The organism is Roseomonas sp. CECT 9278, assembly GCF_918698155.1.
Lineage (GTDB): Bacteria > Pseudomonadota > Alphaproteobacteria > Acetobacterales > Acetobacteraceae > Neoroseomonas.
In genome coordinates this window covers 1-11754 of sequence record NZ_CAKKLX010000027.1, presented here as the reverse complement: position 1 = coordinate 11754, position 11754 = coordinate 1, and the positions used below count along the sequence as shown (strand labels likewise).

Below are 11754 nucleotides of genomic sequence, written 5' to 3'. Positions count from 1 at the left end.
GGTCAGTGCGCCTCGGCCCAGGACTGGCCGGTGCCGATCTCGACCGACAAGGGCACGCGCAGCACGGCGACCGATTCCATGACGTCCCTCACCACGGCGGAGGTTGCTTCGACCTCGGCGTCCGGCACTTCGAATACCAGTTCGTCATGCACCTGGAGCAGCATGCGCGCGGACAGGCCAGCCTCGCGCAGGGCGCGGGGCAGGCGGACCATGGCGCGCTTGATGATCTCGGCGGCGCCGCCCTGGAAGGGGGCGTTGATGGCGGCGCGTTCGGCTCCTGCGCGGCGCACCGGGTCCTTGGTGGCGATGTCGGGGATCCAGAGCTTGCGGCCGAAGGGGGTGCGGACGAAGCCGTGGATGCGGGCTTCCTCCTTGCAGCGTTCCATCTCCTGCCGGATGCCGGGGTATTGGGCGAAATAGGCGTCGATGATGGTGCGGCCCTCGCCGGGCGGGATGCCCAGGCGCGTCGCCAGGCCGAAGGCCGACATGCCGTAGATGATGCCGAAATTGATCATCTTGGCGCGGCGGCGCGCTTCCTTGTCGACGCGGCCCGGCTCCAGGTGGAAGATTTCCGCCGCGGTGCGGGCGTGGATGTCCTCGCCGTTTTCGAAGGCCTCGCGCAGCGTCGGCACATCGGCCAGGTGCGCGAGCAGGCGCAGTTCGATCTGGCTGTAGTCGGCCGCGAGCAGGACATGGCCCGGTTCGGCGACGAAGGCGCGGCGGATGCGCAGCCCTTCCTCCGAGCGGATCGGGATGTTCTGCAGGTTCGGGTCGTTCGAGGAGAGCCGCCCGGTCGACGTCCCCGCCATGCCGTAGGAGGTATGGACGCGCCGGTCCACCGGGTCGATCTGCGCGGCCAGCGCCTCGACATAGGTGGATTTCAGCTTGGCCAGCTGGCGCCATTCCAGCACGCGGGACGCGAGTTCCACCCCCTGCGCGGCCAATTCATCGAGCACCGCCGCATCGGTGGAATAGGCACCGGTCTTGCCCTTGCGCCCGCCCGACAGCTTCATCTCGTCGAACAGGATCTCGCCGAGTTGCTTGGGCGATCCGACATTGAATTCGCGCCCGGCCAGGGTGTGGATCTGCTTTTCCAGCACGACCAGCCGCTGGGAAAAATCCTCGCCGATGCGCGCGAGCTCCGCGCCATCCACCTTGATGCCGGCGGCTTCCATGTCGCGCAGCACGCCGATCATGCGGCGTTCGACCTGTTCATAGGTGGCAAGCGCGCCATCCTCGCGCAGCCGCGGCTTCAGCAGCAGCCACAGACGCAGCGTGACGTCGGCATCCTCGGCGGCGTAGGCGGTGGCGCGGTCCAGCGCGACCAGGCCGAAGGGGATGCGTGCCTTGCCGGTGCCGGTCACCTCGTCGAACTTGATGGGGGCGTGGTTGAAGTGCAGGACCGACAGCTCGTCCATGCCATGCCCGTGCCGGCCGGCCTCCATGGCGTAGGACAGCATCATGGTGTCGTCGATCGGCGCGATGGTGGCGAAGCCGCCGTTTTCCTCGCGCGCCATCACCTCCAGGTCGTATTTCGCGTTCTGGAACACCTTCAGCACGCTGGGGTCTTCCAGCAGCGGGCGCAGCAGGGCGAAGGCGCGTTCCGGCGCGATCTGCTCCGGCGCGGGGCCGGAGAGCATGTCGCCGGTATCGCCATGGCGGATCGGGACGTAGCAGGCGCGGCCCGGGGCGACGGCCAGCGAGAAGCCGACCATCTTCGCACGCCGCGCATCCAGGCTGTCGGTCTCGGTATCCAGCCCGACCACGCCCGCCGCGGTGGCATCCGTGATCCAGCGCGCCAGGGCGTCCTCGGTGGTCACGCAGTCATAGGCGCCGAAGGGCGCGGCGAGGTCCGGCGCGACCGGCCCGGCCGTGGGCGCGTGGCGCAATGCCGCGGGCGGGGCGCCACGGCGTGGCGGGTCATTGCCCTCGCCGAGCTTGCCCATGCGCGCCAGCAGCGACCGGAAGCCCATCGCGCGCAGGAAGCCTTCCAGCCTGCCATCGGCGGGCGGCCGCGCGACCATGTCCGCGATCGGGCAGGGCAGCGGCGCGTCCTCGTCGAGCAGCACCAGGCGGCGGGAGATGCGCGCCTTCTCGGCGTTCTCGATCAGCGCCTCGCGCCGCTTGGGCTGCTTGATCTCGGTGGCGCGCGCCAGCAGGGCTTCGAGGTCGCCGTATTCGTTGATCAGCTGCGCCGCGGTCTTGATGCCGATGCCCGGCACGCCCGGCACGTTGTCGGTGGAATCGCCGGCCAGCGCCTGGACCTCGACCACCTTGTCGGGTGTGACGCCGAATTTCTCGAAGACCTCCGCCTCGCGGATCGGCTTCTGCTTGATCGGGTCGAGCAGCTGCACGCCCGGCCGCACCAGCTGCATCAGGTCCTTGTCGGACGACACGATGGTGACCAGCCCCGGCCCCTCCGCGAGATACGCCTTGGCATAGGCGGCGATCAGGTCGTCCGCCTCGAAGCCCTCCAGCTGCGCCTTGCACACGCCCAGCGCATCGGTCGCGTCGCGGATCAGCGCGAATTGCGGGACCAGGTCCTCGGGCGGGTCGGGGCGATGCGCCTTGTAGTCGGGGTAGATGTCGTTGCGGAAATTCAGCCGGTGCGCGTCGAACACCACGGCGATGTGGCTGCCGGCATGCCGCGTGAGGAACTGCGAGAGCATGGTGGTGAAGCCATAGACGGCATTCACCGGCACGCCCTCGGGGTTCGTCATCGGCGGCAGCGCGTGATAGGCGCGGAAGATGTAGCCGGACCCGTCCACCAGGATCAGGTGGCGTTCGCCGGGGGCGACGGGCGCGAGCGGCCCGGCGGCCTCCGCCGTCACCGCGCCGCCGTCAGTGGCCATGATCCTCGCCCGCGCCCTGCGCGAGCACGTAGGTGATCGAGCAATAGGGGCAGGTGACCTCGTGGTCGTCGATATGCAGCCAGATGCGCGGGTGGCCGAGCGCACCCGCCGCCTCGCCGTCGCAGGCGACCTTGCGGGCGTGCACCTCGACGCGCTGGTCGGGGGTCAGGCCCTCCACGAATTTCGGGCCGTATCCGGTCATCAGGGGGTCGCGCATCGTGGTCCTCGTCACAGGCCCGGCAGCATAGTCGCGGCAAGCGTGGCGGGCCAGCCTGGGGGCAGGTAGCATCAGCCGCAGGATGACCGGGCAGGACGAAGGCGCGAAGAAGGAAGGTCAGGGGAGGGAACTCCCCCGATCCCCCTCCTTTTTTTGGCCGTTGGGGACTGATGGCGGAGGGCGGGCGACCTTGCCGCGCCGTGCGGTGCTCGCGGGCCTGGCGCTGCCGGCCTGCACGCCGGCCCGCGCGCCGATGGGCCCGCCCGTCATCCCCCCGGGCATCGCCGACGACGCGCTGGTCATGCCCGATGGCGCCCGCCTGCCGCTCCATGCCTGGCTGCCGCCCAGCCCGCCGCGCGCGGTGGTGATCGGCCTGCACGGCATGAACGAACACGCCCGCGCCTTCGCCGAGGACGCCGCGCCGTGGTTCACCAGCCAGGGCGTCGCGCTCTATGCCTACGACCAGCGCGGCTTCGGCGGGTCCCCCAACCGCGGCATCTGGGCCGGGCACGAGACCATGGCCGCCGACGCCACCCAGGCCGCCCGCCTGGTCCGCGCCCGCCACCCCGGCGTGCCGCTGGTGCTGATGGGCGAGAGCATGGGCGGCGCCGTGCTGCTGGTGGCCGGCGCCTCGGCCAGCCCGCCGCCGGTCGATGGCTATGTCCTGCTGGCCCCCGCGGTGGTCGGGCGCGCCAGCCTGGGCTGGTTCGCCCGCGGCATGCTCGATGCGCTGGTCACGGTGGTGCCCATGATGGGATTCGCCAATTCCGCGCCGGGTTTCCAGCCGACCGACAACATCGCCGCCTGGCAGCGCTGGTCGCGCGACCCGCTGCTGATCCGCCACACGCGGGTCGATGCGCTGGCCGGGCTGGTCGACCTGATGGATGCGGCGGTGGCCGCGGCGCCGCGCTTCCAGGCGCCCGCGCTGCTGCTCTATGGCGGCCGCGACCGCCTGGTGCCGGCCGGCCCGACGCGCCGGCTGCTGGCCACCCTGCCGCCGGACGGGGCGCAGCGGATCGGCTTCTACCCCGGCGGCTATCACATGCTGCTGCGCGACACGCAGGGCGCGCTGGTGGCCGGCGACATCACCGCCTGGGCGGCCGACCGGCGCGCGATCCTGCCCTCGGGCGCCGAGGCCGCCGCCCGCGCCTGGCTGGCGGCGTGACGGCGCGGCCGCCGCCGTTCCTCGGCCATGACGGGGCGATCACGCTGGCGGCGGCGCTGCTGGGGGCGGTGCTGACGATGGGCCTCGCGCCGCTGCTGGCGGCCCGCGCGGTGCGGCGCGCGGCGCGAGATGCCGGCACCGCGCCGCCCTGGCCGCCGGCGCGCATCGTGGTGCTCGGCCATCGGCTGTCTGGCGGCGCGGTGTCCGCCGCCTTCGCCGCGCGGCTGGAGCGCGCGCTGGCGCTGGCGTCGGCCGCCCCCGCCGCACGCGTGCTGGTGCTGGGCGGCCAGACCACGCCGGGCGCGCCCGCCGAGGCCGAGGCCGGCCGCGACTGGCTGGTCGCGCGCGGCCTGCACACCGCGCGGATCGGCGTCGAGACCGCCTCCCGCCACACCATCGAGAACCTGGCGAACCACCGCGCCGCGCATCCCGCCGCAGCCGCCGAGGCTCTGGTCACCAGCCGCCTGCACCTGCACCGCGCGCTGATCACGGCGCGTGGCCTGGGCCTGGACCCCGCGCCGGTGGCGGCCGAGCCGGCCTATCGGCCCGACCTGGCGCGGCTGCTGCTGGAAGGCTTCATGGTGCACTGGTACGTGACCGGCCGCTGGCTGTCGCGCGTGTTGCGGCGGCGGGCCTGGCTCGAACGGATCGGCGCGTGACGCGCCGCGCTATGGCGCCGGTGCCGCGGCGCGCACCCGCACCAAGCCTTCCGGGCGCAGCCGGTAGCCCAGGCGATAGGCCAGGGACAGCGCGTAGAACGCGCCCTTGAACGCCAGCACCGGCAATTGCCGGTTGGCATTGGTGTGGACATCGCCGGCCAGCAGGCTGACCAGGCCCTCGCGCATGCGGAACCGGTTGCGCGGTTCCATGAACATGTCGCGCAGCACCGGCGTGTTGATCCGGTAGATCAGCCAGGACAGCGATCCGATCGCCCGCTTCACCTTCGCTTCGAAGGCGCGGGCCATCGGCGCGGCGCGCGCCGGGTCATCCAGCCAGGCATCGGCCACGTCGGCGCCCATCTCGGCGCTCGCCATCGCCAGCAGCACGCCCGAGGAGAAGACCGGGTCGATGAAGGCATAGGCATCGCCGGCCATCAGCCAGCCATCCCCGTGCATCACCGTCGACGCATAGGAGTAGTTGCCCGTGGTGGTGACGTCCGAGACCAGCTCCGCATCGGCGATGCGGCGCGCGACGGAGGGCACGGCGCGCAGCGTCTCCAGGAAGAACTCGCGCGGTTCGCCGCGCCGGCGCTTGAAGAAGCCGGGGTTGGAGACCACGCCCACGCTCATCACGCCGTCGGGCAGCGGGATCATCCAGAACCACCCTTCGTCGAACAGGTGGATCGTGATGTTGCCGTCCTCGGCGGCGCCGAGCGGAGCACCTGTGTCCGGCGCACTGAGCGGCGCGCTATCGTCCCGCGCGCCGAACGGCGCGACACCCCGGAAATGGCCATACAGCGCCGCGGTGTTGTTGTGCGGGTTGCGCGCCTTGCTGCCCATCGCGCTGGCCAGCACCGTGTCGCGGCCCGAGCAATCCATCACGAAGCGCGCGCGGAAGGCGTGGATGGCGCCGGCCTCGTCGCGCGCCGTGACGCGATGGCCGCCCGGCGCATCCAGCGCGCCGCTCCCGCGCGCTTCCAGCGCACCTCTCCCGCGCGCCTCCAGCGCACCTCCCCCGCGCGCTTCCAGCGCACCTCTCCCGCGCGCTTCCAGCGCACCTCCCCCGCGCGCTTCCAGCGCACCTCTCCCGCGCGCTTCCAGCGCGACATCCAACACCCGCATCCCCTCGCGCGCATCGGCGCCGGCGCGTTGCGCGCGGCGGAACAGCACCTCGTCGAAGCTGCTGCGCCGCACCTGGTAGGAATAGGTGTAGTCCTGGTTCAACCCGGCCGCGAAGGAGAAGGCAGTGTGCTTGCCGTGCTCGTCCGAGACGAAGCGCGCACCGGGCTTGTGCACCCCGATCGCCGCGACCTCGTCCGTCACGCCCAGGCGCTCGAACACCTTCAGGTTGAGCGGCAGCAGGCTCTCGCCGATGTGGAAGCGCGGGTGGCGGTCCCTCTCCAGCATCACCACGCGGCGGCCCTTCTCGGCCAGCAGCGTGGCCGCCGTGGACCCCGCCGGCCCGCCGCCGATGATCAGCACGTCGCAGGCGGTCTCCCCCACCAGCGGGGTCGGCGAGGCATCGAGCGGCATGGCCCTGGGTTCCGGGACGCTTCAGTCGTAGGGTGGGGCCACCATTTCACACGACAAGCAGTGACCGAAGCAACCGCCACGGACCCCTCGCCGCTGCCGCCGGGCCTGACGGTGGTGGTGCCCGCCTACCAGGAAGCGGCAACCATCGCCGCGCTGGTCGGGCGCATCCGCGCCACGCTGCCCGGCATCGTGCCGCTGGTGGTCGATGACGGATCGACCGACGGCACCGGCGCCATCGCCGCCAATGCCGGGGCCGAGCTGATCGCCGCCCCCGCCAATGAGGGCAAGGGCGCGGCGCTGCGCCGGGGCATGCGCGCCGCCATCGCGCGCGGCGCCGCCTTCGTCGCGACGCTGGACGGCGACGGCCAGCACCGGCCCGAGGACCTGCCCCGCCTGGCCGCCCTGGCACGGCCGGACCGCATCGTCCTCGGGTCGCGCCGCCACGCGCAGGGCCAGCCGGCTGCCCGCCGGCGCGCCAACCGGGTGGCCGATTTCTGGATCTCCTGGGCGGCGCGGCATCCGGTGGCCGACAGCCAGTCAGGCTTTCGCATCTACCCGGTGGCGGCGTTGACGGAACTGGACCGCTACGAGGGCCGCGCACGGCGCTTTTCGTTCGAAAGCGAGATCCTGATCGACGCGGCGCGCCAGGGCATCACCACGGTGGCGGCGGATATCCCCGCGCTCTATGCGGGCACGCTGCGGCGGGCCAGCCATTTCAGGCCCGTTGCGGATATCGCCGGCATCGTGATGATGGTGGCGGGCAAGCTGTTCGCCCGCGGGATGGATCCGGCCGGGCTCTATCGCAGCCTGGCCACCCGCCCGGGCATGGAGAAGGGACCGAAGCCGTGATCGATCGCCGTTCCACGCTGCGCAGCTTTGCACCGGTGCTGATCGCCCTCGGCGCCGGCATCGGCCTGGGCGCCTGCCGCGCCCAGCCGATCTACGAAAGCGCCAATGGCCAGTTCCAGGGGCGCGGCAGCCTGGCGGAGCGCGAGGCGCTGATCCGCCGCGCCGCAGCCTCCCAGGGCGGCTGGTCGGTGCAGTCCATGCGCCCGGGTCTGCTGCGCGCCACCAATACCTGGCGCAGCCACCAGATGACGGTCGACATCTCCTTCGACATCCGCACCTTCACCATCCGCTACGTGAACAGCGTGAACCTCGACTACAACGGGGCGCAGATCCACTCGGCCTACAATGACCGCGTGCAGGCGCTGGAACGCGCCATCCTGCAGGGCAGCGGCGCGGGGCTGCCGGTCTCGGGCGGCGGGCGCGGCGGCAGCGACGCGGTGCCGGCCTCGGGGCCGGTGGTCAGCTACGAATAGCGCCCGTCGCTCAGGATCGACCTGCCGCCCGGCGGGGACTTCGGCGAAAGCCAAGCGGCCAGGGGCCGCGCCCGGCGCCTGAGGGCACGAAACGCGATCACGCCATCCCGCCATTGATCGACACCGTCTGGCCGGTGATGTAGCCGGCGCGGTCCGAGCAGAGGAACGCGACAAGGTCGGCCACTTCCTCGGGCCGGCCCAGGCGGCGCGCGGGCACCATCTGCTTCACCGCCTCGGGCGGCACGGCGGCGGCGATGGCGGGGCTGTCGATCAGCCCCGGCGCCACCGCATTCACCGTGACGCCGCGCGGCGCGCATTCCAGCGACAGCGCGCGCACCGCCCCGATCAGCCCGGCCTTGGCCGCCGCGTAGTTCGCCTGGCCGCGATTGCCCATGATGGCCGACACCGACGACATCGCGACGATCCGCCCGAAGCGCGTGCCCATCATCGGCAGCAGCAGCGGCCGCGCCACGTGGAAGAAGCCATCCAGCGACACGCCGATCACGCGCTGCCACTGCGCCTGCGTCATCGCCGCCATCGGCACGTCGTCATGCGCGCCGGCATTGTGCACCAGCACCTGGATCGGGCCGGAGTCGAGCAGCGCCTCGCAGGCCATGCGCGTGGCGTCGTGGTCGGCGATGTCGAAGATCGTGCTGCTGCCGCCGAGCTCCGCCGCCAGCGCCGCGGCACGGTCGGGATTGGCGTGGCCATGCACGATCACCTGGTGCCCGTCGCGCGCCAGCGCGCGGCAGATCGCGCCGCCCAGCGGGCTGGTCCCGCCTGTCACCAATGCGCGGATTGCACGCATCACGCCAGCACCACGGTGCCGCGCCCGGACACCAGCACGCGCCCGCCGCCGGCCACCGCGAAGGCGTAGATGAAGCCGCGCGTCTCGCGCGACAGCGCGGTGGCGGTCACCTCCAGCGCGCCCGGCACGTCGTCAAGCCGTTCGGCCGCCAGCTCGACCCCCGCGAGCGCCGCGACGAAGCCGGCGGGCTGCGGCGCGCCGGCGGTCAGCGCGCCATGCAGCGCCATCGCCTGCAAGCCGTATTCGGCGCCGCAGATCGCCGGCAGCGCGCCGTCGCGGCGCAGCGGATGGCCGGGGTCGCGATGCGTGGCGCTGGCGCAGGCGATGCGTTCGGCGTCGCAGGCCGACACGCTCTCCAGCAGGCACATCGCGCCCTGATGGGGAATGAGGCGCGCGATGGCCGCGCGGGTCTGCGGCAGCGTCATGGCGCGAAGGCCACGCGCAGCCGCGCGTCATCCAGCATCGGCAGGTCCAGCGTGGCGGCGGCGCCGCCGGCCAGCGCCGCCAGCAGGGGCAGCGCGCGCGCCACCGGGTTGGCATCGCGCAGCGCGCGCAACCCGCCCGGCAGGTCCGGCAGGGCCGCCGCGCCGTCCTGCGGCGTCAGGCCCAGCGCGCCGTGGCGGCCGGCGCCGGGCACCAGCACCAGGGCCAGCGCGAAGGGCTCGGTGGTGACCCGCAGCGCATCGAGCGGGGGCGGCATCGGCACGTCATGCGCGACGAACAGCACCGCGCGCCCGCCCGCCACCACCTGCGCCGCGGCCTGCAGCAGCCCGGTGCCGAACACGCCGTCATGCCCGCCCAGGCTGACCGATGGCCGGGACGATCCGACCGCGATCCCCCAATACCCCGCCGCCGCGTTGTGCACGGAATTGTGGAACTGCGTCGGCGAGATGGCGCCGCCATCCGCATGCAGCGCCTCGAGGATCGAGGTGATGACCTGGCCCTCGCCATTCGAACTGGCGAAGACGGTGTCGAGCTCCTCCGGCGCCAGGCCGCTGGCCTGCACGGCCTCGGTCGCCACCGCCAGCGCCAGGCGCACCGAGGGCCCGGTGCGCCGCCGCTCGGTCGCGGGCAGCAGCGTGGGCGCGGGCGGGACCAGCGGCGCGGGATCGTAGGGCGCCCGCCCGGCAAGCACCGGCGCCGCCTGCGCCCAGCCGGCCATGCCCGGCGCCAGCACCCCGATGCCGGCGATCCCGACCGCCAGCGTCACGCCAGCCGCCCGATCACCAGCGCGCAATTGCTGCCGCCGAAGCCGAAGGAATTGGACAGCACGCGGTCGACCGGCGCGGCGGCATTGGCCACGGCGATGCGCGCCGTGAAGGACGGGTCCGGCCGCGCCACGCCCAGGCAGCCCGGCACCAGCCCGTCCTCGACGCAGATCGCCGCGACCGCGGCCTCGAGCGCGCCGGAGGCGCCGAGCGTATGCCCGGTCCAGCCCTTGGTGGAGGAACACGGCACCGCATCGCCGAACAGCCGCGCGATGGCGCGGTCCTCCATGGCATCGTTCGCCCGCGTGCCGGTGCCGTGCATGTTGACGTACCCGATCTGCCCCGGCGCCAGCCCGGCGCTGTCCAGCGCGCCCTGCATCGCCGCCACCGCGCCATGCCCGTCCGGCTGCGGCGAGGACATGTGGTGACCATCCGACGACGCCCCGGCGCCGAGCAGCGCCAGCGCACCGGCATCGCCGGGCCCGGCGCGTTCCAGCAGCGCGAAGGCCGCCGCCTCGCCGATCGAGATGCCGTCGCGATCCTCGGCGCAGGGCCGGGTCGGTCCCTTCGCCAGCAGTTCCAGCGATCCGAATCCGTGCAGCGTGAGGCGGCACAGCGTATCCGCCCCGCCCACCACGGCGGCATCCGCCAGGCCCGCCGCGATCAGCGTGCCGGCATCGAGGAAGGCCCGCGCGCCGGAGGTGCAGGCGGTGGAGATCGACACGCACGGCCCCGCCAGCCCGAGCCGCGCGCGCACGTAGCGCGGCAGCGCATGCAGGTCGTGCGTGCGCGCGTAGTCGTAGCCGGTCAGCGCGCGATCGGCGCCGGCGCGCGCCCAGGCGCGCTCGGTCTCCTCGATGCCGGAGGTCGAGGTACCGAGCACCACCGCGACCCGTCCCGCGCCGTGCCGCGCCACTGCTGCATCGACCGCCGCCACGAAGCCATCCTGGCGCAGCGCGAGTTCCGCCAGCCGCGTGTTGCGGCAGGCGAAGGCCCCGAGCGGCGGCGGCGGGTCGATCGCCTCGGCCTCCCGCACGCGGCCGATCCAGATGCCGGGCGGCATGGCCGGCAGGGCGCAGGGTGCGAGGCCGCCGCGCCGGCCGTGCAGCGCCGCGCGCATCGCCGCCAGCCCCACCCCCATGGCGCTGGTCGCGGTGATGGCGGTGATCCGCAACGGTGTCATGGCGGTCAGATGGGCGCGCTCCGCCGCGGCGCCAGCGCGCAGGCGAGCAGGAAAGCGCAGGCCACGCCGATCGTGACGGTCAGCCCAGTGGCGTGCAGCACCGGCGTGCGGCACAGCGCCAGCAGGCCGAAGGTCAGCAGCGTGGTCACCATGCAGGTGATCACCGACCCGAGCGCCCGGGCCGCCTCCTCCCGGTCGCTGTTCTCGGAACGTGACATGAACAGCGCATAGTCCATGCCCACGCCCGCCAGCAAGAGCGCCGCGGTCAGGTGGAACAGCGTGATCGCCTCGCCCAGCGCCGCCAGCGCGGCGAAGGTCAGCAGCAGCGCCCCGGCCAGCGCCAGGGCGATCCGGGCCCCCGCCAGCACGCCCCGCCCGGCCGCCAGCAGCACCAGCACCGCCACGCCCCCCAGCAGGCCCCAACGCAGCGCGGCGCCGGTATGGGTGGCGACCAGCGCCTCGGTCTCCGCCTTGATGTCGACCACCAGCAAGCCGGGCACGCCGGCGGCGGCGGCGCGCAGCGCGGCCAGGTCGCGCAGCTCCGTGGGCAGCAGCAGGGCGCGCCAGCCATCGCCTTCGCGGCGCAGCAGCGGGGCGATCCGCGCGGCGAGCAGCGGGGCATCGGCAAGCCCCTCCGGCGTCAGTGGCGCCAAGCCGCGCGCCGCCGCGACATCGGCCAGGAAGGGATCGAAGGCGGTGGGGCGGAAGGGCAGCCCCGCGCGCGCGGCGGCCAGGCGCGCCGCCAGCGCCGCCGGGTCGGGCAGCGCGGCCAGGCGCGCGGCCTGCGTCGCGGCGCTCGGCAGGAAG

12 protein-coding genes are annotated in these 11754 nt (G+C 73.4%); 4 read left to right on the top strand and 8 right to left on the bottom strand.

Annotated features, from left to right (window positions below; genetic code table 11):
• Positions 1 to 2: 2 nt before the first annotated feature.
• Together polA and LQ222_RS16945 are read right to left on the bottom strand one after the other, a co-directional pair.
• Positions 3 to 2852 carry a DNA polymerase I gene (polA, locus tag LQ222_RS16950; RefSeq protein ID WP_230168019.1) on the bottom strand — a complete coding sequence of 950 codons (2850 nt, stop codon included), beginning with the start codon at positions 2850 to 2852 and terminating at the stop codon, positions 3 to 5.
• Entirely contained in the window at positions 2842 to 3054 is a 213-nt protein-coding gene (locus LQ222_RS16945; protein WP_374202172.1) for a zinc-finger domain-containing protein, read from the bottom strand. The genes polA and LQ222_RS16945 overlap by 11 nt, the downstream gene beginning before the upstream one ends.
• A gap of 205 nt (positions 3055 to 3259) precedes the next feature.
• On the opposite strand from LQ222_RS16945, the gene LQ222_RS16940 reads away from it, so the two are divergent.
• Positions 3260 to 4234 carry an alpha/beta hydrolase gene (locus tag LQ222_RS16940; protein WP_230168017.1) on the top strand — a complete coding sequence of 325 codons (975 nt, stop codon included), beginning with the start codon at positions 3260 to 3262 and terminating at the stop codon, positions 4232 to 4234.
• The gene (locus LQ222_RS16935) at positions 4231 to 4893 is read left to right on the top strand and encodes a YdcF family protein (RefSeq protein WP_230168016.1); all 663 of its coding nucleotides are present in this window, start codon (positions 4231 to 4233) and stop codon (positions 4891 to 4893) included. Before LQ222_RS16940 ends, LQ222_RS16935 begins: the two co-directional genes overlap by 4 nt.
• A 9-nt stretch (positions 4894 to 4902) precedes the next feature.
• Here LQ222_RS16935 and LQ222_RS16930 read toward each other — a convergent pair whose 3' ends face one another.
• Positions 4903 to 6426 (bottom strand): NAD(P)/FAD-dependent oxidoreductase, encoded by a 1524-nt coding sequence (locus LQ222_RS16930; protein ID WP_230168015.1) that lies wholly within the window; start codon positions 6424 to 6426, stop codon positions 4903 to 4905.
• A 60-nt stretch (positions 6427 to 6486) separates the two neighbouring features.
• Here LQ222_RS16930 and LQ222_RS16925 point away from each other — a divergent pair, with 60 nt between their 5' ends.
• Both LQ222_RS16925 and LQ222_RS16920 read left to right on the top strand, forming a co-directional pair.
• Complete coding sequence (locus LQ222_RS16925; protein WP_230168014.1) at positions 6487 to 7275, top strand: glycosyltransferase family 2 protein; 789 nt, start codon at positions 6487 to 6489, stop codon at positions 7273 to 7275.
• Positions 7272 to 7748, top strand: coding sequence for a hypothetical protein (locus tag LQ222_RS16920; RefSeq protein WP_230168013.1), 477 nt, complete (start codon positions 7272 to 7274; stop codon positions 7746 to 7748). Before LQ222_RS16925 ends, LQ222_RS16920 begins: the two co-directional genes overlap by 4 nt.
• A gap of 97 nt (positions 7749 to 7845) precedes the next feature.
• Here LQ222_RS16920 and fabG read toward each other — a convergent pair whose 3' ends face one another.
• The 5 genes from fabG to LQ222_RS16895 form a co-directional block, all read right to left on the bottom strand.
• Positions 7846 to 8556, bottom strand: coding sequence for a 3-oxoacyl-ACP reductase FabG (fabG, locus tag LQ222_RS16915; protein WP_230168012.1), 711 nt, complete (start codon positions 8554 to 8556; stop codon positions 7846 to 7848).
• Positions 8556 to 8981 carry a phosphotransferase gene (locus LQ222_RS16910; RefSeq protein WP_230168011.1) on the bottom strand — a complete coding sequence of 142 codons (426 nt, stop codon included), beginning with the start codon at positions 8979 to 8981 and terminating at the stop codon, positions 8556 to 8558. The genes fabG and LQ222_RS16910 overlap by 1 nt, the downstream gene beginning before the upstream one ends.
• Positions 8978 to 9766: a beta-ketoacyl synthase chain length factor gene (locus LQ222_RS16905; RefSeq protein WP_230168010.1), complete on the bottom strand. Its 789-nt coding sequence runs from the start codon at positions 9764 to 9766 to the stop codon at positions 8978 to 8980. Before LQ222_RS16905 ends, LQ222_RS16910 begins: the two co-directional genes overlap by 4 nt.
• Positions 9763 to 10947, bottom strand: coding sequence for a beta-ketoacyl-ACP synthase (locus LQ222_RS16900; protein ID WP_230168009.1), 1185 nt, complete (start codon positions 10945 to 10947; stop codon positions 9763 to 9765). The genes LQ222_RS16905 and LQ222_RS16900 overlap by 4 nt, the downstream gene beginning before the upstream one ends.
• Before the next feature lie 5 nt (positions 10948 to 10952).
• Positions 10953 to 11754: MMPL family transporter (locus LQ222_RS16895; protein ID WP_230168008.1), on the bottom strand; the 802-nt coding region annotated here is incomplete at its 5' end.

Coding starts and splice junctions, on each gene's coding strand:
- fabG (WP_230168012.1), bottom strand. CDS start 8,556: ATGCGTGCAATCCGCGCATTGGTGACAGGCGGGACCAGCCCGCTGGGC.
- LQ222_RS16900 (WP_230168009.1), bottom strand. CDS start 10,947: ATGACACCGTTGCGGATCACCGCCATCACCGCGACCAGCGCCATGGGG.
- LQ222_RS16910 (WP_230168011.1), bottom strand. CDS start 8,981: ATGACGCTGCCGCAGACCCGCGCGGCCATCGCGCGCCTCATTCCCCAT.
- LQ222_RS16930 (WP_230168015.1), bottom strand. CDS start 6,426: ATGCCGCTCGATGCCTCGCCGACCCCGCTGGTGGGGGAGACCGCCTGC.
- polA (WP_230168019.1), bottom strand. CDS start 2,852: ATGGCCACTGACGGCGGCGCGGTGACGGCGGAGGCCGCCGGGCCGCTC.
- LQ222_RS16945 (WP_374202172.1), bottom strand. CDS start 3,054: ATGACCGGATACGGCCCGAAATTCGTGGAGGGCCTGACCCCCGACCAG.